Here is an 18,999-nt window from a genome sequence, read left to right as displayed (position 1 = left end):
GACGGCGAGCGGAAGTCATGCCGCGGGGGCGGGCATCCACGTGTCCTCGGGCTACGCCGACGATTGTGGACAGTCGAGTTCAGCACCCGATTCCACGCTGTCAGCGTGCCCACAACCACAACTCCACACGGAGCCCGCCGAGCCGCGACGGCGACAGCCGCACCCCTCCCCCGTGCAGCGCCGCCTGCTGAACGACCAGCGCCAACCCCAGCCCCGATCCACCCGGTGCTGCGGTGCTACCTCGCTGAAACCGTTGCAGCACTTGGTCGTACTCCACCGGTGGCAGGCCTCGCCCGTCGTCGTCCACCGACAGCACGGCCGGTCCGCGCAGGTCCGCACCCAGTTCCACCCGGCGCGCACGGCCGTGCACGACAGCGTTCTTGATCAGGTTGTCGACGGCCAGCCGCAGGCCGGCGGGCCAGGCCCGGACGGCCGGCAGGTCGGCGGACGCGGCGACACCAGGCAGCACCGTGACCACCAACTGCGGGTACAGCCGGCTCGCGTCGTCGGCCGCCCGACCGAACAGCTCCCGCACGTCGACGTCGGCGAAGTCGCTCTCGCCGGCCAGCTCCCCCGCGGCCAGCTGCCCCAAGGCGGTCACGATCCCCTCCACCCGCGCCTGCGTGCGGGCCAGTTCGTCGAGGACCTCGATGCGGTCTTCATCCGAGAGTTCGTGCGCGCGAAGCACTTCCAAGTCGGTTCGCATGACCGTCAGCGGGGTGCGCAGCTCGTGTGCCGCGGAGGCGGCGAAGTCGCGGGCGGTGCCAAGCGCATGTTCGGTCCTGCCCTGGGCCTGCTGGATACGCTCGAGCAGCCCGGTGATCGCGCCGGCCAGTTCCTCGGTCTCCCGTGAACCACCGGCCTCGACGGAACGCACGGGCCTCGCAGTGTCCCAATGGATTTTCCGGGTGCGGTCGGTGAGCAGGCGCAGCGGGCGCAGGGCCCGTCCGCCGATGAGCCACCCCAGTCCCCCGGCGAGCACGACCGCGCCGATCCCGATGAACAGCACCTCCCACCGCGCCCCGGCGGCGCGCGATTGCGCCGGCGCCTCGGGCAGACCCACCGACAGCAACTCGCCGCCGTGGCCCTTGATCGGCAAGGTGTGCACGCGGAAGCGCTCCCCGTCGACAGTGGCCGTCGAGAACCCCTGGCCATGGTGCGGCAGCAGCACCGTGCCGGTGTCGAGCACCGATCCGGCGCGATCGCGGATGGTGACTGCCAGTGCCGGGTCGGCCCGCTGCGCCGACGCCGGCACCTTCCCTCGCTCGGCGAGCGACAACGCCAACGTGTCGACCCGCACATCGAGTTGGCTCGACTCGTTGTGCGATATCCACGCCGCGGCGATCACCCCCACGATCACCACGATCAGCAGCGCCCCCGCGGCGGCGGAGGCCGCGACCCGCAGCCGCAGCGACGGCGAGCGGATGGTCACCGCGGCTCGCGCAGGACGAAACCGACCCCGCGGATGGTGTGGATCAGCCGCGGCCGGCCACCGGCCTCGAGTTTGCGGCGCAGGTAGCCGACGAACACGTCGACGACGTTGGTGTCGGCGGCGAAGTCGTAACCCCATACCAACTCGAGCAGCCGCTGCCGGCTCAGCACCACTGTGGTGTTCTCGGACAGCACCTCCAGCAGATCGAACTCGCGCTTGGTCAGTTCGATCTGCTCGTCGTCGACCAGCACCTGACGCTGCGCCGGGTCCACGGTCAACGGTCCGATCACGATCACCGCGCCGCGCTGTGGCACGGCTACCGCGCGGCGCAGCATCGCCCGCACCCGCGCGATCAGTTCCGCGAGTGCGAACGGCTTGACCAGATAGTCGTCGGCACCCGCCTCCAACCCAAGGACGCGGTCCTCGATGGTGTCGCGCGCGCTGAGCACGCACACGGGGACTTCGTCGCCGAACGCCCGCAGCGCGGTCACCACCGCGACGCCGTCCATGCCGGGCATGTTGACGTCGAGCACGATCGCGTCGGGTGCGGACTCACGCGCGGCCCGCAGTGCGGACGGCCCGTCGCCGGCGCCGATGACCTCGAAGCCGGCCAGCCGCAGGCCGCGCTCGAGCGACGCGCGGACATCGGCGTCGTCGTCGACGACGAGCAGGCGGGGTGCACTGGCCATGCCGAGCATCATGCACCCGCTACCTGGGGGTCGGGTGTGCGCCTCTTACATCTGGTGGTGGTGCATGTGCTGCGGGTGGCAGGCCTTCACGTAGTCGCGCATCGCGCTGTGGGTCTGCATGAAACCCTGCATCTCCTGCTGGTGGCTCTGCGCGTAGCTGTGCATCGCGGCCTTGCGCTGATCCTTCGGCATCTGGTGAACCGTCCACATCTCGTTGGCGAGGTCCGGGTGGGACGCGAGGTAGCCCAGCGACTGCGGCACGCTCTGGGAGGCGGCCTGCCACATCGCCTGCTGGTTGCACTGCGGCGGCGGCGCCTGCACCGGAGCGGCCTGCGCCAGCGCCGATCCGCCGACCAGAGTCGCGCCGCACACCGCGGCGACGAACACGGTCCTCATTCTGCGGGTCACCCCGCGGGGTCCGGACGAAGCGTTCATGACCTTCTCCCTTCTGCGAGAAATCATTCCGTGTGGTCGCAGTACCGCCTGATCGATCGGAACGGTCATCCGTTCACGTCGCCGCACAGGATGGGGGCGAAGAGCTCCGTCGGTGCGCCGTCGTGGGTGATCTGGTCGCTGGACCCGAGGTGCACGTTGACGTACCAGCCGGTGGCCGGCGGCGGGGAGGTGATGTCGTCGAGGGTGATGGTGGCGTGCGCGGATCCGTCCGCGCCGGCGGTCAACTCGGGCAGCGGATGCACGACGGATCCCTGCGCGTCGCACGTGCCCTGGTGCAGGTGCACGGCGTGCGCGGTGTCCGGTCGTAGTCCCTGGGCCACCACCGTGACCTTCAAGGTGTGCGCGGCCTTGTCGTAGGCCAGCGTGGCGGTGCCCGTGGGCGCCGTGCCGGACGGGTGCAGTTTCAGCGTCACCGGACCGTGCGGCGATGTCCCGGCCGGAATGTCCGCACAGGCCAGGGAGGTCATGCCGACACCACCGGGTGGCCCCAGCGTGGCGGCGGGTGCGAGGTGCACATTCAGATACGAATTCGCGGGGATGCCCTCGGGCGCCGGTTCGCTGTGCACGGTCTGCTGCACGGAACCGCCGGCGTCCGCGACCAGGTCCGGCAGCGGCACCGAGGGCGGGGTGCGCTGGTCCGCACAGGTTCCCGGATGGATGTGCATGGCGTGGCTGCTGCTCGGGGTGAACCCGTGCATGGCCAGCGCGACGGCGATGTCCTGGGTGTTGGGGTCCCAGCTGAGCGTTGCGGTGCCGACCGGCATGGCGGCCAGGCCGATCGTCTTCGGCGGCGGGGCGGCAGACGTGCCGGACGGCGGGTTCGACGCGCTCGAACACCCGGCGAGCGTGAGCGCGGCCGCAGCCGTCACGCAGATAGCGGCACCACGGAGCATCAGAATTACCCCCTGAACTGGGCGGAAATGCTGGCTTGTATCGACGCTAGGCCCAGGGTGCGGCGCTCCGCAAGACGGTGGTCGGCCGCCGGGGCCCGACGGCCCCGGCGGACCGGCTCACTTGACGTACGCGACCATGCCCCAGCTGATGTCGTTGACCGGCCCGTAGAAGCTCAGGCTCAGGTGACCCGCCGGGGTCGACGCGGAGTGGTGCGCGAGCACGGCGAGGTCCTCGCCGTAGGGCGCGCCGACGTTGTCGTACAGGTTGAGCAGGGTCGGCATGGCGCCGAGGATCTGGCCGACGTGCCCGTTGCTGACCGCGACGGTCTCGTCGTGCGAAAGGTTGAGGGTGACGCCGCCCGGTTCGGGGACCACGCTGGCCGCCGAGGCCACCCCGGATCCCAGAATGCAGACGGCCGCGGTGGCCGCCAAGGTGGCTCCGATGGTGACGAGTCGTGTGCGCTGCACGGTCTTCTCCCCTGAATTCGATGTGCTGATGCGACCAGGCTACCCAAGCTCGGAGCGGAAACGTGGCCCGGGTCACAGATGAGGCAAATGAGGCGAAAGATGCAGGTCGGACAGTCTTCTGGCACCGATGCGGACCGGGTGGCATAGCGTGAGCGGGTGCTGATCCCACCCCGCCCGGTGGTGCTGGCCGCGATGGCGGTCCGCCGACGGCTGCACCGACTGATCGACGCCCCGATTCCCGCCGAGCTGACCCTGTACGAACTGACCAATGGGGTCGCGGCCACCCAGGTGGTCGCCGCCTTCGCCGAGTTGGGGCTCGCCGACGCGCTCGCCGACGGACCCCTCCGTGCAGAAGATCTGGCGACGCGGCTCGACGCCGATTCCGCCGCGGTGCTGCGGCTGGCCCGCGCCGCGGCGGCCTTCGATCTGTGCACCGTCGACCACAGGGGCAGGGTCGCGCTGCGACGGCACGGCCGCGTGCTCCGCAGCGACCATCCGATGTCGATGCGCGACTGGGCGATGTTCATGGGCCTGCGGTCGACGACCGCGGCCTGGGCAGGGCTGGCCGGCAGTGTCCGAACCGGCGAGGGCGCGTTCCGCCGCGAACTCGGCAAGCCGATCTGGGAGTGGTTCGCCGACCATCCCGATGCCGCGCGCACCTTCGACGCCGCGATGCTCCGCAGCACCGAACTCAACGTCGGCTCGATCGTCGCGGCGCTGTCGTGCCCGCCGCACGCGACCGTGTGCGATGTCGGCGGCGGGGTGGGCGCACTGCTCGCGGGCGTGCTCGACGCGCATCCCGATGTCACGGGAATCCTCGTCGATTCGGCGTCCGTACTGGCCGAGGCGGCCGGCTATCTCGACGCGCGGGGGCTCAGCGGACGGGTGACCCCGGTCGCCGCCGACATGTTCGTGCAGATCCCCGCCCGCACCGACCTCTACCTGCTCAAGGACGTGCTGCACGACTGGGACGACGGGCGGTGCGCGCTCATCCTGCGCAACCTCGCCGAGGCCATGCCCGTCGGAAGCCGGGTGGTCCTGGTCGAGCAGTTGCAGCACCCGACCAGGGCCGACGCCATCGCCCCCACCGCCGATCTGCAGATGCTCACGCAGACCGACGGTGGTCGACAGCGGTCACTGGGCGAGTTGCACGAGCTGCTGCGGGCCGCCGGTCTGACCCCGACCGGGCACGCGCACGCGACCATGCACGCCCTGGTCGAGGCGACCCGCTGAGGGGTGGCACGGGATCGCCGTGATCAGACGCCCGCCGAATGGGCGCCACCGGTCTGCGGCTGCTCACTGCCGCAGTGCTTGCACTTGCGCGCGGCATCGGGGATGTCGTCCGACAGGCACTCCGGACAGACCTTGGTCGGCGGTTCGTCCCCGAACACGGTGATGCCGCGACGCGCCTGAATGTGCTTGTACGGCAACACGAGCACGAAATAGACAACCGCCATGAAAATGATGAAATAGATGATCGCCGAGATGAACGATCCGATGTCGAGGAAGGTCGCCTTGTTGCCCGCGTGGCCCAGTTGCCACCCGAGGCCGATCGTGTTGCCGCCCTGCGCGGCCGCCACCAGCGGATTGATCACATTGTCGGTAAAGGCCTTGACCAGAGTCGAGAATGCCAGGGCCACAACCAAACCGACAGCGACAGTGATCACGTCACCGCGCATCAGGAAATTCTTGAACCCCTTGATCATCCGAGCCACCCTTCTCATCGCACCGACGACTGAGGACGACCCCGACATCGCCCGTCAAAACCGTATTCCGATCTTGCCGGGTGTGCAGGCCAACCGCCGGAACCGACAATTCAAGGGTGACCGGTTTCGGGTCGATCGTCCCGTTTCCCTGGCGGGGAAATGGGACGATCGACCCGTGACCGGCGATTCAGCCTGTGTGACAACGATACGGTTGCGGTCCGCCGGTGGCCGCCGATCCGCGGGCGGCGCTCAGAGGGTGGCGGTCAGCCGATCCGCGAGGGTGTGCGCGAACTTCGCCGGGTCGCTCAGCTCGCCGCCCTCGGCGAGCACCGCCATGCCGTAGACCAGCTCCGCGGTCTCGGTCAGTGCGGCGTCGCCGGGCCGCTCGGCATGGGCCTTGCGCAGCCCCTCGACCAACGGGTGCGTCGGGTTGAGCTCGAGGGTGCGCTTGGCGTGCGGAACCTCCTGGCCCGACGCGCGATACATCTTCTCGAGCATCGGGCTCATGTCGAACGCCTCCCCTACCAGACAGGCCGGCGAGGTGGTCAGTCGCGAAGACAGCCGCACGTCGCGCACATCGGAGTCGAGCGCCGACTTCAACCACGTCAGCAGGTCGGCGAAGTCCTTGTCCTGCTGCTCACGCTCGGCCTCGTGCTCCTTGCGCTCGTCCTCGGTGTCGAGGTCGACGTCGCCCTTGGCGATCGACACCAGCGGCGTGCCGTCGAACTCCGGCACCGATCCGACCCACATCTCGTCGACCGGGTCGGTGAGCAGCAGCACCTCGAAACCCTTGGCGCGGAATGCCTCCATGTGCGGGGAGGACTCGATCTGCTGCCGGGATTCACCGGTCATGTAGAAGATCTTGTCCTGGCCGTCCTTCATGCGCTCGACGTACTCGCGCAGAGTCGTCAGGCCGGCCTCGTCGCCCTCGGCCGTCTGCGTCGAGACGAACGAGGAGATCTCCAGGATGGTCTCGCGGTTGTCCAGATCGGAGAGCAGGCCCTCCTTGATCACCCGGCCGAACTCGCGCCAGAAACCCTGGTACTTCTCGAGCTCGTCGGCGCGCATGTCCTTGACCGTGGCCAGCACCTTCTTGACCAGCCGGCGCTGGATCCGCGCGAGCTGGCGGTCCTGCTGCAGGATCTCGCGGGAGACGTTGAGCGACAGATCCTGTGCGTCGACCACACCCTTGACGAACCGCAGGTACTCGGGCATGAGTTCCTCGCAGTTGTCCATAATGAACACCCGCTTGACGTACAGCTGGACCCCGCGCTTGTGCTCGCGGGCGAACAGGTCGAACGGCGCGTGCGACGGCAGGAACAGCAGCGCCTGATATTCGAAGGTGCCCTCGGCCTTCATCGGGATGATCTCGAGCGGATCGTCCCAGGCGTGCGCGATGTGCCGGTAGAACTCCTTGTACTCCTCCTCGTCGACCTCGTCCTTCGACCGGGCCCACAGCGCCTTCTGCGAGTTCAGCGTCTCGGTCTCGACCGAGATCTCCTGCGTCTGCTCGCCGTCGTCGTTCGTGACGGTCTTGCTGCGCTCGATCTCCATCCGGATCGGGAAGGCGATGAAATCGGAGTACCGCTTGATGATCTCGCGGATCTTGTGCTCGGCGGTGTAGTCGTAGAGGTGGTCCTCGGTGTCCGCCGGCTTGAGGTGCAGCGTGATGGTGGTCCCCTGCGGCGCCTTCTCCGTGTCCGAGCCCTCGACGGTCTCGATCGTGTACGTCGACTCACCGCTGGACTCCCACCGGGTGCCGGCGTTCTCACCGGCCTTACGGGTGATCAGTGTGACCCTGTCGGCGACCATGAACGTCGAGTAGAAGCCGATGCCGAACTGGCCGATCAGCTCCTCGGGCGCGGCGGCGTCCTTCGCCTGCGCAAGCGTGCGGCGGACCTCGGCGGTGCCGGACTTTGCGAGGGTGCCGATGAGGTCGACGACCTCGTCGCGAGACATGCCGATGCCGTTGTCGCGCACGGTCAGCGTGCGGGCGACCTTGTCGACGTCGATGTCGATGTGCAGGTCGGAGGTGTCGGCGTCGAGGTCCTTGTCCTGGAAGGCGGCAAGCCGCAGCTTGTCCAGGGCGTCAGAGGCGTTCGAAACCAACTCCCGCAGGAAGATGTCCTTGTTCGAGTACACCGAGTGGATCATCAGCTCCAGGAGCTGGCGGGTCTCCGCCTGGAACTCGAGTTGCTCGGTCTGCGCGTTCACTCCGATTCCCTTTCGATTTCGCGATGTTCGCGTGCCTGTGCCGCCGTTTCGGCAGGCGGCGTTTCCGGCAGATGATACTGCGGCCGGGCGGCCGGTCCCGGTTCACAGGTTCGGTCGTTCACCTGCGGCTCAAGATCAAAGCCCCTAGCATTGACCCGCGCACGCGTGAGCATCGTCCAATCACCCCGCCGGGTTCCGGCGGGGCGCTCCTCGATCCGAGAGGATCCGCCGTGCGCAAGTCCCCGAAATGTTTCGCCTCCGCTCGCCGATTTCTCGTCGTCGTGGCCTCCGCTGCCGCCCTGTTCGGCGGGGTCGAGGCCGTTCCTGCGTGGCTGACCCCCGCGGTCGCCGCCGCGTCCACCCCGGCCGATCGCGCCCTCGCCGAGCAGGCCATCTGGGACAACTACAACGGCGACGTCGTAGGCCAGACGATGGCGATGGCGAAGCTGACAGCCGCCGACCCGGCGCTGGCCCAGCGGACGGGACAGGTGCTCTCGTCGGTGGGGACGGCGGTGCTGACGGTGCCGAACCCGGCGCCGGTGCCGGCCGGGGCGCAGACGGCGATCGTCGTCCTCGGCTACGGGCTGCTGCCGAACGGGACGATGCGCCCCGAACTCGTCAACCGGCTCAGCGCCGGCCTGCGGGAGGCGCAGGCGTCGCCGTCGTCACCGATCGTGGTCACCGGCGGCAACCCGCAGAGCGGGGTCACCGAGGGACAGGCCATGAAGGCGTGGCTGACCGGTCACGGCATCTCCGCGGACCGGGTGCACGCCGAGACTCGCGCGAACTCGACGGTCCAGAACGCCCTGTTCTCGACCACGATCATCAAGTCGATCGGGGCGACCGACGCGGTGCTGGTCAGCTCGCCCGACCACATCCGCCGGGCGACCGGCGACTTCCTCGTCGCCGGCACACCGGTCGTCGGGGTGACCACCTCGCTGACCGAACTGGCCGCGCAGGTGCCGCCGCCCGACAAGTCCGAGCGCTGGGGCATCTACCAGGACGCGATCAAGGTGTTCCAGGCCCAAGGGAATTGACCGGGCGGAATTGACCTCGCGGAACTGACCGGCCGAACCGAACCGACCCGCCGATCCTGATCAGTCGGACGACACCGCCCCCGCGCCGGCCGCACCGTCTAGGATCGGCCCGACACCGAACACCACACACGTCAGAGGTCAGCCATGAACGAGAAGCAGTCCGCGTCCCGCGGGCCCCGCTGTGGTGTCCGACCGACTGGTGTCCGACCTACCGGTGTTCGACTGACCATGCGGCGCCACGTCGATCTGCTCCGCGTCGCCAGCGCCGGTTGTCGCGCATCTCGCTGAACATCCTTCCGTCCCCGTCCGGTCCCCGGGCGGCCGAAGTTCTCCGAGGTTCGACGTGACTGCTTCCACTGTTTCCGACACTGCCGTTGTCACCCCCGCCGATGCGACCGTCGTCGAGCCGGCCGTCGCGCCGACCGGTCGGCTGCGCGGGTTCTTCGACTACCGGCGCACGACGATGACCCTCGCGGTCCTGCTGGTGCTGGTGCCCGCGATCGCGCTGTTTCCCGGGACCAGCCACGAAGCCCTGACCGCCGGGCTGAAGACCGGGTTCACGACGACGCAGTTGGTGACGTTCCTCGTCGTCGCGATGGTCGCCGCCGCGGTCAAGGGCCTGTCCGGCTTCGGCTACGCGCTGATCGCGACCCCGTTGGCGGCGGTGCTCATCAACCCGTCGGTGGCCGTCGTCGTGCTCGCGGTGCCCGCGCTGATGATGAATCTGTTCCAGGTCGGCGAGACCGGCACCGGGCTGCCGTACCTGCGGCGGCACTGGCCGCTGATCGTCGCGGCGCTCGTCGGTTCCGCGATCGGCGTGTTCATCCTGACCCGGCTCCCGGCCACTCCGATCCTCGGTGTCGTGATCGGGGTGCTGCTGGTGTCGTACGTGATCTGGTCGGTGGTCCGAAAGGGTAAGCCCGCCACCGGAACCGCGCATCCGGCCGCGCTCGGCACCGTCGGCGTCGCCGAGGGCGTACTGCTCGGCGCCGTGAACATGGGGCCGCTGCTGCCCGCCTATCTGCACACCTTCGAACGCGACGCGCGCCGCTACATCGGCGGCATCTCGCTGGTTTTCACGCTGGTCTTCGCGGAGCGGATCGGGCAGATGACGGTGAACGGCCTGATGACCCGCCAGCTGCTGTGGCTGGGGTCGGTGATCGCGCTGGTGACCCTCGTCGGCCTGGTCGCCGGCACCGCCCTGCGCCGGTGGGGCCGGGTCAACCCGGCGGTGTTCAACGCGGTGGTGCTGACCGTGCTCGGGGCGACCGGCGTGACCATGCTGGTCAAGGCGCTGCCGCACTTCCTCTGAGCCGAGCTACCCCTGATCCGGGCCGTCACGGTCGCAGGTACGACCAGCCCTGCCTCTGCCGGACCACCAGGTGCGCGATCCCCGATGGCACGAGCGTGACGCCCGGGAGCAGATCAGACTCGGCGAGTTGGCGCGCGGCGACGGTGTTCGCGCACGCACAGACGGTCACACCGCGCTGCTGCAGATCGGCCACGGTGTCGGCGAGGCCGGTCTCGCCGGTGCACAGTTCCACCCCGGGCCCGTGGGTGACGAGTTCGACGACGGTGTCGGGCCCGAGCGCACGCAACAGGTTGGCGACATTGCGCAGCACCGTTTCCTGACGCTTCGGGTCCGATTCGGGTAGGTGCACCACCACACCGTCGTCGACGGTGTCCCTGTTCACGCTCATCGTTGTCCTCTCGCCGCGGTCGCATGCCGTGATTGTCTGCAGGGGCGATTGTCGTCCGCCGCCAAGCGGGTCGGGCCCGCCCCCCTGTGCGGGAGGCGGACCCGACGTCGTTTCCGGTTGTCAGGCGGACAGCGCGGCGACCGCCGCTCCGGCACCGACCAAGGCGATGACCGCGCCGGCGAGGCCGGTGATCGCGGCGATCTCGTTGAGCTGATCAGCAGACGAACCCATGAAAATCACTCCTGAACTGTTGGCAGGACCAGTCGGCCCACCGATGTGTTGTAAACGTGTGTGTTGCAACGATCTGTCGAATGCCCTTGTGTCTCGGGCCGAACTCAGTTGTGCGTGCGTGAACACCCCGCTTCCGTTCCGTGCCCATGGCTGAGCGAAAGACGTCGAGAACCCGTTCCGGACGGTGCTCAGGACAACTCGGCGCGCACCTGCTTCGCCGCAGCGACCAGGTTGGTCAACGACGCCACGACCTCGTCGGTGCCGCGTGTCTTGAGGCCGCAGTCCGGGTTGACCCACAACCGTTCCGCGGGAACGACCGCGAGAGCCTCACCGAGCGAGTCGACGATCTCCTCGACGCTCGGGACCCGCGGCGAGTGGATGTCGTACACGCCCGGCCCGACGCCGAGGTCGAATCCGACGGACTCGAGATCGTCCAGCACCTCCATGTGCGACCGTGCCGCCTCGATCGAGGTGACGTCGGCGTCCAGGTCGACGATCGCGCCGATCACGTCGCCGAACTCCGAATAGCACAGGTGGGTGTGGATCTGTGTAGTGTCCGCCACCCCGGACGTGGCCAGCTGGAACGCGCCGACTGCCCAGTCCAGGTACTGCGGCCGCTCGGATGCGCGCAGCGGCAGCAGTTCCCGCAGGGCCGGCTCGTCGACCTGCACGATGCGTGCTCCCGCCGCTTCGAGGTCCACCGTCTCCTGCCGGATCGCGAGGGCGACCTGATCGGCGGTGTCCGCGAGCGGAAGGTCGTCCCGAACGAACGACCACGCCAGGATCGTCACCGGACCGGTGAGCATGCCCTTGACCGGCTTGGCGCTCAGCGACTGGGCGTAGCGGAACCAGTCGACGGTCATCGCGTCGGGCCGCGCGACGTCGCCGTACAGGATCGGCGGCCGGACACAGCGGGTGCCGTAGGACTGCACCCAGCCGCGCTCGGACGCGAAGAACCCGTCGAGCTGTTCGGCGAAGTACTGCACCATGTCGTTGCGTTCGGGCTCCCCGTGGACGAGCACGTCCAGGCCCAGCTTCTCCTGCAGCCGCACGACCTCGGCGATCTCGGCCCGCATCCGCGCTGTGTACTCGTCGCCGTCGATGCGTCCGGCACGCAGGTCGGCGCGCGCCACCCGGATGGCGGTGGTCTGCGGGTACGAACCGATCGTGGTCGTCGGCAGCAGCGGCAGGCCCAGCTCCTGCTGTTGCACGACGCGTCTGCGCGTTGCCGGCGTAGACCGAGTGCGGTGTCGACGCTCGGCCTCGACCGTCGCCCGGACCGTGTCGTTGCGCACCCGCGGGTCCGCGCGGCGCTGCCCGGCCGCGGCACGCGAGTCGGACAGTGCGTCGCCGATCGACTCTGCGCCGTCGCGGACCGCAGTGGCCAGGGTGACCACCTCGGCGACCTTCTCGTCGCCGAATGCGAGCCAACTGCTCAGCGTCGCATCGATTCCCGTCTCGGCAGCCAAGCTGTACGGCACGTGCAGCAGCGAACAGGATGTCGACACGGCCACGCTGCCGGCGACCGCGCGGACCGCTTCCAGGCGCGCCAGCGCGCGGTCGAGGTCGGTGCGCCAGACGTTGCGGCCGTCGACCACGCCGGCGACGACCAGGGTGTCGCCCAGCGCGTCACTGCCGGTGACCGCGTCGAGCCCACCGGATACCAGGTCGACAGCGATCGCCTCCACCCCCGCACCGGCGATACGGTCCAGCGCCCCGCCGGTGTCGCCGAAATAGGTGGCGACCAGCAACGACGGCCGGACCTGCTGCTCGGACAGTGAACGGTAGAGGCGGGCGGCGCGGTCGAGAGTCTCGTCGGAGACATCGGTGACCAGGATCGGTTCGTCGAACTGGACCCACTGCGCACCCGCGGCATGCAGGTGCGTCAGCAGCTCGCGATAGAGCGGGACGAGGTCGTCGAGTCGGGTGAGGGGGTCGGACAGGCCGTCTACACCCTTCGACAGTGCGAGGAACGTGACCGGGCCGATCAGGACCGGCCGTGCGGCGATCCCCTCACGCAGCGCCTGGTCGAGGTCGTCGAGCACCGACGTCGCGTCGAGCCGGAACGCCGTGTGCGGGGCGATCTCCGGCACCAGATAGTGGTAGTTCGTGTCGAACCACTTCGTCATCTCCAGCGGTGCGACCTGCGCGGTGCCGCGCGCGGCGGCGAAGTACCGGTCCAAATCGTCGGCGATGTGCGCGACACGGCCCGGTAGCGCGCCGAGAAGGGCTGCGGTGTCGAGCATCTGGTCGTAGAACGAGAAGGTGTTCACCGGGATCGCATCGATCCCGGCGGCGCGCAATCCGGCCCACATGTCGGATCGCAGGCGGGCCGCGACCCGCTCGAGCTCGGTACGGTCGATCGCGCCGGCCCAATAGGATTCGGTGGCGCGCTTGAGTTCCCGGTCGGGTCCGACACGGGGTGTGCCCAGAACGGTCGCCCCGAAGGCAGGCCCGGTCGACCTCGGCGATGTGGTGATGGGCGTGGTGACAGCCACGGTGAGACTCCAGTATGTCGTCGGTCCGGCGCGCCACCCGCGGGCGCACTCCCGACGAACTCCGGCGCACCTTTCGAGGCGCTCACGCATTCGCGATCGCGGCCGGGAAGGGGTCATCCGGTCCGTCAGGTCCACGCGCCCAGTCCTCGAGGCGGTACACCGCCGAGCGCGGCGCGCTCGGCGCAGCGGGCAGGTCTTCGGACTCGCAGGCTCCCGGACACATCGCCCGGACCTAATGGCCGTCGCTTCCCGGGCTCACGCCCAGTGCTGGTGACGGCGGTCGTTCCTGCACACCGCTGCGGGACAGTCCCGGATTCGAACCGGGTTCCCTCTCACACTCTTTCGGGTGTTTCGACGCCGACCCCGAACCTTCGGGGCTCCGCTCGGACGAGATCGGCGAACCAACTGCGTGCGTCAGCATAGCCGAGGCCGCAACCCTACGGCGCCGCCGTGTGCGGTCGTGCACACGACAGCGGTCAGTCCGAGGGCGGATACGGAAGTCGGCTGCTGACATCGACGTCGACCCGGATCTCCCGGCCGATCTGCGGGAACGCCCGCTGCGCGCAGTCGGTGCGTTCGCAGATCTTGCAGCCGGCGCCGATCGGCACCGGCGACATCCGCTCGTCGAGTCTCAGACCTCGCGAGTACACGAGCCGCTCGGCATGCGAGATGTCGCAGCCGAGACCGACCGCGAAGCTCCGCTCGGGGGCGCCGTACGGTCGCGCGGTGTCGTCGGTGGTCCGCGCCACCCAAAGGTAGGTCCGGCCGTCTGGCATCTGTGCGACCTGGGTGAGGATGCGGCCCGGGGTGCTGAACGCGTCGTGCACCACCCAGAGCGGGCAGCTGCCACCGACGCGGGAGAAGTGGAAGGCGGTGGCGGACTGGCGCTTCGAGATGTTACCGGCGCGATCGGTGCGCACGAAGAAGAACGGCACACCACGCCGGGACGGTCGCTGCATCGTCGAGAGCCGATGGCAGACCGTTTCGAATCCGACGTCGAATTGCAGCGCGAGCATCTCGATGTCGTAGTGCAGCGACTCGGCCGCGTCGAGAAACCTGTTGTACGGCAACAGCAACGCGCCGGCGAAGTAATTCGCCAAACCGATCTTCGCCAGTTCACGCGCGCCCGGGCTGAGCCTGTCCGCCGACCCGATCAGCCGCTCGATGGTCGCCGCCTGGGTGAGAAAGGCCAGCTGGGTGGCCATCTGGAAGGCCCGCTGGCCAGGAGAGAGATGGCCGGACAGCGTCAGGGTGCGGTCGGCGTCGTCGTAGTGCCGTTTGGGTCCCGGACAGTCCGGGGGGTCGGTGCGGATCCGGACCGCGATGTCGTGCCCGGAGGCGAGCAGCGCGGTCAGCTGGGTGTCGAGCGAACCGATCCGCAGGCCACATTCGGTGAACAGGCGCTCGGCGGCGTCGTCCAGTTCGGCGATGTGGTTGTGGCGGTCGTAGAAGAAGTCACGCACCTCCTCGAACGGCATCGGCACGCCCGATCCGGTCAGCGACGATGCCGCCAGATGGGCACCGTACTGCTCGAGTTGCTCGGTTGCGGCGAGCAGCCGACGGTGCAGGCCGACCAGTGCGACCCCGATCTCCGGCATCCGCGCGATGAACTCCTCGACGAGCATCGGTGCGGGCGGTTGCGCGGCCACCGCGGTCAACACGTCGTGCAGGTCCGCGGCCAGGCGGGCGTCCTGCGCGGCCGAGAAGAATTGGGGATCCAGATCGAACGCCGCATTGAGCTTGAGCAGCACCGGCACGGTCAGCGGCCGCTGGTCGTTCTCGAGTTGGTTCACGTAGCTCGCCGACAGGTCGAGGGTCCGGGCCAGTTCGAGCTGGGTGAGCCCACGCTCCTCACGCAGCCGCCGCAGCCGCGGTCCGGCGTGGATCTTCTGCATCGTATGTCCTTCCGCCTGCGCCGCAGGTGCGCGCCGCAGCCGACTCTGCACGACCGACGAGATTCACACCATTCGCAAGTTCTGCCATTCAACACCACTCAAATACGCAGGTTCAGCCACTTCTCACCGATCGGATGCCTGCATACGCTGCAAGTAGAGAGGCGCCGAGGCAGGTCTTCCGGCGCAGGTTCAGCGAAGGACGACACAACGTGAAGACGCACACCGTTCGCACCCATCGGTCCGCAGAGGACTTCCCCCGCCACGAGCACCTCGCCTGGAGGATCGCCGAGGTGGCCACCGACCCGGTGGCCGTGCCCGAAGACACCGCGGAGATGATCGTCAACCGGGTCATCGACAACGCGGCGGTCAGCGCGGCCTCCTTGATCCGCCGGCCGGTGGCCGACGCGCGCGCCCAAGCACTCGCCCACCCGTACGCACCGGGCTCAACGGTGGTGGGCGTCGGCGGCACCTGGTCGCCCGAGTGGGCGGCCTGGGCCAACGGCGTCGCGGTGCGCGAACTCGACTTCCACGACACCTTCCTCGCCGCCGAGTACTCGCACCCGGGTGACAACATCCCGCCGATTCTCGCGGTCGCGCAGCACACCGGCCGGTCCGGCGCCGACCTGATCCGCGGCCTCGCCACCGGCTACGAGATCCAGATCGATCTGGTGCGCGCGATCTGCCTGCACGAGCACAAGATCGACCACGTCGCGCACCTGGGCCCGTCGGCGGCGGCCGGGATCGGCACACTGCTCGGCCTGGACACCGAGACCGTGTACCAGGCGATCGGGCAGGCGTTGCACACCACGACCGCGACCCGGCAGTCCCGCAAGGGCGAGATCTCCAGTTGGAAGGCGTACGCGCCGGCGTTCGCCGGCAAGATGGCCGTCGAAGCCGTCGACCGGGCCATGCGCGGCGAGGGCGCCCCGGCGCCGATCTGGGAGGGCGAGGACGGCGTCATCGCCTGGCTGCTCGGCGGACCGCACACCGAGTATCAGGTGCCGCTGCCCGGACCCGGCGAGGCCAAACGCGCGATCCTCGACAGCTATACCAAGGAGCACTCCGCCGAATACCAGAGCCAGGCGCCGATCGACCTGGCCCGGCGTATGCGGGGGCGGGTCGGCGACCTCGACCAGATCGCGTCGGTCGTGCTGCACACCAGCCACCACACGCACTACGTGATCGGCACCGGCTCGAACGACCCGCAGAAGTTCGACCCGCACGCCAGCCGGGAGACGCTCGACCACTCGGTGATGTACATCTTCGCGGTCGCGCTGCAGGACGGCACCTGGCACCACGAGCGCTCCTACGCGCCCGAACGTGCGCAGCGCCCCGACACGGTCGCGCTGTGGCGCAAGATCTCCACGGCCGAGGACCCCGAATGGACGCGCCGCTACCACTCGACCGACCCGAATGAGAAGGCCTTCGGTGCCCGCGCCGAGATCACCCTCGAGTCCGGCGAGGTCATCGTCGACGAGCTGGCCGTCGCCGACGCGCACCCGCTGGGCGCCCGTCCGTTCGCGCGCGAGCAGTACATCGAGAAGTTCCGCATCCTCGCCGAGGGCGTCGTCGCGTCGTCCGAGCAGGACCGGTTCCTCGCTGTCGCGCAACGAATTCCGGATCTGAAGGCGGGGGAGCTCGACCAGGTCACGTTCACGGTCGCCGACGACGTACTCGCGCGCACCCCGCAGCTGCAGAAGGGACTGTTCTGACATGACCGGATTGATCGCCGCCGGCACCTCCGCGGCAGACAAGCGCACCGCGTTCCGCGCAGGATTGGCCTCAGGCACGATTCAACGCCTGCCGGGCGCGATCAACGCCCTGACCGCGAAGCTGATCCAGGAGATCGGGTTCGAGGGCGTGTACGTCTCGGGCGGTGCCTTTTCGGCGGGGCTCGGACTGCCGGACATCGGCCTGACAACGCTCACCGAGGTGATCTCCCACAGCGAGCAGGTCGCCCGGGTCACCGACCTGCCGGTGCTGATCGACGCCGACACCGGGTTCGGCGAGCCGATGTCCGCCGCCCGCACGGTTTTGTCCGCGGAGGACGCCGGCATCGCGGGCCTGCACCTCGAGGACCAGGTCAACCCCAAACGCTGCGGTCACCTCGACGGCAAGGCGATCGTGCCGACCGACGAGATGGTGCGTCGGTTGCGCGCCGCGGTCACCGCCCGCCGCGACCCGAACTTCGTCATCTGCGCCCGCACCGACGCGGCCGGCATCGAAGGCATCGACGCCGCCATCGACCGGGCGAAGGCCTACGCCGACGCGGGTGCCGACATGATCTTCACCGAGGCGCTGCACACCGAAGAGGACTTCGCGAAGTTCCGTGGCGCCGTGGACATCCCACTGCTGGCGAACATGACCGAGTTCGGTAAGTCAAAGCTGCTCCCGGCGCAGACCCTGCAAAACATCGGCTACAACGCGGTCATCTACCCGGTGACGACACTACGGCTGGCGATGGGCGCCATCGAACGCGGCCTGCGCGAGATCCACTCCGCCGGCACACAGGAGGGGCTGCTCGACCAGATGCAGACCCGCAGCCGGCTATACGAGCTGCTCGAGTACGAGCGCTACAACGAATTCGACTCCGGCATATTTGATTTCAGTCTCTCCAGGAGCCAGTGATGACTCAGCTCGAGCACCGAACGGCCCCGGCCGTCAGCCCCGCCATCGCCAAGGGCCTCGCCGGCGTCGTCGTGGACACCACCGCGATCTCCAAGGTCGTCCCCGAGACCAACACGCTGACCTACCGCGGCTATCCGGTCCAGGACCTCGCCGTGCACTGCAGCTTCGAGCAGGTCGCGTACCTGTTGTGGAGCGGCGAGTTGCCCAACCCCGACGAGGTCGCGCGGTTCGTCGAACGCGAGCGCGCCGCACGCCGTGCCGACAGGTCGCTGATCGGGCTCGTCACCAAGCTGCCGGAGAACTGCCACCCGATGGACGTGGTCCGCACTGCGATCAGCTACCTCGGCGCCGAGGATCCCGAGGAGGACGACAACTCCCCGACCGCCGACCACGCCAAGGCGCTGCGGATGATGGCGGTGCTGCCCACCGTCATCGCCGTCGACCATCGGCGCCGGCACGGGCTCGACCCGATCCCGCCGTGCCCGGACCTCGGCTTCGCCGAGAACTTTCTGCACATGTGCTTCGGCGAGGTCCCGGAACCGGAGATCGTCCGGGCCTTCGAGGTGTCGCTGATCCTTTATGCCGAGCACAGTTTCAACGCCTCGACCTTCACCGCCCGCGTGGTCACCTCGACACTCTCGGACATCTACAGCGCGGTCACCGCCGCCATCGGGGCGCTCAAGGGACCGTTGCACGGCGGCGCGAACGAGGCCGTCATGCACGACATGCTCGCGATCGGTGATCCGGAGAACGCCGAGCGGTGGCTGCGGGACAAGTTGTCGCGCAAGGAGAAGGTCATGGGATTCGGCCACCGCGTCTACAAGGACGGTGATTCGCGGGTGCCGACCATGCGGGACGCGTTCTTCGCCGTCGCCGACCGCACCGACGGCGAGAAGTGGGTGCAGATCTACCGGATCCTCGAGGACACCATGTACGAGGCGACCGGCATCAAGCCGAACCTCGACTTCCCCACCGGCCCGGCGTACTACCTGATGGGCTTCGACATCGAGATGTTCACGCCGATCTTCGTGATGGCCCGGATCACCGGGTGGACCGCCCACGTCATCGAGCAACTCGAGTCGAACGCACTGATCCGTCCTCTCAGCGAATACAACGGGGTCCCGCAGCGCACCGTGCGCTCCTGACCCACCT

The 18,999-nt window shown here is 68.8% G+C and carries 17 protein-coding genes and 1 riboswitch; of the genes, 7 read left to right on the top strand and 10 right to left on the bottom strand.

Annotation, left to right across the window (positions count from 1 at the left end; translation table 11 throughout):
* Positions 1-100: 100 nt before the first annotated feature.
* The 5 genes from G4X40_RS06900 to G4X40_RS06880 all read right to left on the bottom strand — a co-directional run bounded on the left by G4X40_RS06900 (position 101) and on the right by G4X40_RS06880 (position 3,938).
* Entirely contained in the window at positions 101-1,432 is a 1,332-nt protein-coding gene (locus G4X40_RS06900; protein ID WP_277831085.1) for a sensor histidine kinase, read from the bottom strand.
* Positions 1,429-2,130, bottom strand: a complete 702-nt coding sequence (locus G4X40_RS06895; protein WP_277831324.1) for a response regulator transcription factor — start codon at positions 2,128-2,130, stop codon at positions 1,429-1,431. Before G4X40_RS06895 ends, G4X40_RS06900 begins: the two co-directional genes overlap by 4 nt.
* 36 nt (positions 2,131-2,166) lie before the next feature.
* Positions 2,167-2,556 carry a hemophore-related protein gene (locus G4X40_RS06890; RefSeq protein WP_277831084.1) on the bottom strand — a complete coding sequence of 130 codons (390 nt, stop codon included), beginning with the start codon at positions 2,554-2,556 and terminating at the stop codon, positions 2,167-2,169.
* A 65-nt stretch (positions 2,557-2,621) separates the two neighbouring features.
* Complete coding sequence (locus G4X40_RS06885) at positions 2,622-3,446, bottom strand: CHRD domain-containing protein (protein WP_277831083.1); 825 nt, start codon at positions 3,444-3,446, stop codon at positions 2,622-2,624.
* Positions 3,447-3,587: 141 nt separating this feature from the next.
* On the bottom strand, positions 3,588-3,938 hold the full coding sequence (locus G4X40_RS06880) for a hypothetical protein (RefSeq protein ID WP_277831081.1): 351 nt from the start codon (positions 3,936-3,938) through the stop codon (positions 3,588-3,590).
* Between the two features lie 156 nt (positions 3,939-4,094).
* On the opposite strand from G4X40_RS06880, the gene G4X40_RS06875 reads away from it, so the two are divergent.
* The gene (locus G4X40_RS06875; protein WP_277831080.1) at positions 4,095-5,171 is read left to right on the top strand and encodes a methyltransferase; all 1,077 of its coding nucleotides are present in this window, start codon (positions 4,095-4,097) and stop codon (positions 5,169-5,171) included.
* Positions 5,172-5,194: 23 nt separating this feature from the next.
* On the opposite strand, the gene G4X40_RS06870 is transcribed toward G4X40_RS06875, so the two are convergent.
* Complete coding sequence (locus tag G4X40_RS06870; RefSeq protein WP_277831079.1) at positions 5,195-5,644, bottom strand: large conductance mechanosensitive channel protein MscL; 450 nt, start codon at positions 5,642-5,644, stop codon at positions 5,195-5,197.
* Between the two features lie 249 nt (positions 5,645-5,893).
* Complete coding sequence (gene htpG, locus G4X40_RS06865; RefSeq protein WP_277831078.1) at positions 5,894-7,858, bottom strand: molecular chaperone HtpG; 1,965 nt, start codon at positions 7,856-7,858, stop codon at positions 5,894-5,896.
* Positions 7,859-8,088: 230 nt separating this feature from the next.
* On the opposite strand from htpG, the gene G4X40_RS06860 reads away from it, so the two are divergent.
* From G4X40_RS06860 to G4X40_RS06855, 3 genes are all read left to right on the top strand, one after another.
* Positions 8,089-8,895: a YdcF family protein gene (locus G4X40_RS06860; RefSeq protein WP_277831076.1), complete on the top strand. Its 807-nt coding sequence runs from the start codon at positions 8,089-8,091 to the stop codon at positions 8,893-8,895.
* Between the two features lie 144 nt (positions 8,896-9,039).
* Positions 9,040-9,183, top strand: a complete 144-nt coding sequence (locus G4X40_RS22935; RefSeq protein WP_408642123.1) for a putative leader peptide — start codon at positions 9,040-9,042, stop codon at positions 9,181-9,183.
* A gap of 55 nt (positions 9,184-9,238) precedes the next feature.
* Entirely contained in the window at positions 9,239-10,207 is a 969-nt protein-coding gene (locus G4X40_RS06855; protein WP_277831075.1) for a sulfite exporter TauE/SafE family protein, read from the top strand.
* A 25-nt stretch (positions 10,208-10,232) separates the two neighbouring features.
* Here G4X40_RS06855 and G4X40_RS06850 read toward each other — a convergent pair whose 3' ends face one another.
* The 3 genes from G4X40_RS06850 to G4X40_RS06840 all read right to left on the bottom strand — a co-directional run bounded on the left by G4X40_RS06850 (position 10,233) and on the right by G4X40_RS06840 (position 15,219).
* The gene (locus G4X40_RS06850; RefSeq protein ID WP_277831074.1) at positions 10,233-10,595 is read right to left on the bottom strand and encodes a DsrE family protein; all 363 of its coding nucleotides are present in this window, start codon (positions 10,593-10,595) and stop codon (positions 10,233-10,235) included.
* 419 nt (positions 10,596-11,014) lie between these two features.
* On the bottom strand, positions 11,015-13,324 hold the full coding sequence (gene metE, locus G4X40_RS06845) for a 5-methyltetrahydropteroyltriglutamate--homocysteine S-methyltransferase (protein ID WP_277831072.1): 2,310 nt from the start codon (positions 13,322-13,324) through the stop codon (positions 11,015-11,017).
* Positions 13,325-13,515: 191 nt separating this feature from the next.
* Positions 13,516-13,655, bottom strand: a riboswitch (cobalamin riboswitch).
* A 145-nt stretch (positions 13,656-13,800) separates the two neighbouring features.
* Positions 13,801-15,219 carry a short-chain fatty acyl-CoA regulator family protein gene (locus G4X40_RS06840; RefSeq protein ID WP_277831071.1) on the bottom strand — a complete coding sequence of 473 codons (1,419 nt, stop codon included), beginning with the start codon at positions 15,217-15,219 and terminating at the stop codon, positions 13,801-13,803.
* A 209-nt stretch (positions 15,220-15,428) separates the two neighbouring features.
* Here G4X40_RS06840 and prpD point away from each other — a divergent pair, with 209 nt between their 5' ends.
* The 3 genes from prpD to G4X40_RS06825 are packed head-to-tail and all read left to right on the top strand — an operon-like array spanning position 15,429 to position 18,992.
* Positions 15,429-16,931, top strand: a complete 1,503-nt coding sequence (gene prpD / locus G4X40_RS06835; RefSeq protein ID WP_277831069.1) for a 2-methylcitrate dehydratase PrpD — start codon at positions 15,429-15,431, stop codon at positions 16,929-16,931.
* A 1-nt stretch (position 16,932) separates the two neighbouring features.
* Positions 16,933-17,847 carry a methylisocitrate lyase gene (gene prpB, locus G4X40_RS06830; protein WP_277831066.1) on the top strand — a complete coding sequence of 305 codons (915 nt, stop codon included), beginning with the start codon at positions 16,933-16,935 and terminating at the stop codon, positions 17,845-17,847.
* Positions 17,847-18,992 carry a bifunctional 2-methylcitrate synthase/citrate synthase gene (locus tag G4X40_RS06825; protein ID WP_277831064.1) on the top strand — a complete coding sequence of 382 codons (1,146 nt, stop codon included), beginning with the start codon at positions 17,847-17,849 and terminating at the stop codon, positions 18,990-18,992. Before prpB ends, G4X40_RS06825 begins: the two co-directional genes overlap by 1 nt.
* Positions 18,993-18,999: the final 7 nt, after the last annotated feature.

It is taken from the genome of Speluncibacter jeojiensis (genome assembly GCF_029589495.1).
GTDB classification, from domain to species: Bacteria; Actinomycetota; Actinomycetes; order Mycobacteriales; family Mycobacteriaceae; genus Speluncibacter; species Speluncibacter jeojiensis.
Note: the sequence above shows the minus strand (reverse complement) of the source record. Positions and strands in the feature narration are given on the sequence as shown.

Excerpts from the sequence above, each read along its gene's own strand:
- G4X40_RS06870 (WP_277831079.1), bottom strand. The coding sequence starts at position 5,644 with ATGATCAAGGGGTTCAAGAATTTCCTGATGCGCGGTGACGTGATCACT.
- G4X40_RS06850 (WP_277831074.1), bottom strand. The coding sequence starts at position 10,595 with ATGAGCGTGAACAGGGACACCGTCGACGACGGTGTGGTGGTGCACCTA.
- G4X40_RS06890 (WP_277831084.1), bottom strand. The coding sequence starts at position 2,556 with ATGAACGCTTCGTCCGGACCCCGCGGGGTGACCCGCAGAATGAGGACC.
- prpB (WP_277831066.1), top strand. The coding sequence starts at position 16,933 with ATGACCGGATTGATCGCCGCCGGCACCTCCGCGGCAGACAAGCGCACC.
- G4X40_RS22935 (WP_408642123.1), top strand. The coding sequence starts at position 9,040 with ATGAACGAGAAGCAGTCCGCGTCCCGCGGGCCCCGCTGTGGTGTCCGA.
- G4X40_RS06895 (WP_277831324.1), bottom strand. The coding sequence starts at position 2,130 with ATGCTCGGCATGGCCAGTGCACCCCGCCTGCTCGTCGTCGACGACGAC.
- G4X40_RS06825 (WP_277831064.1), top strand. The coding sequence starts at position 17,847 with ATGACTCAGCTCGAGCACCGAACGGCCCCGGCCGTCAGCCCCGCCATC.
- G4X40_RS06840 (WP_277831071.1), bottom strand. The coding sequence starts at position 15,219 with ATGCAGAAGATCCACGCCGGACCGCGGCTGCGGCGGCTGCGTGAGGAG.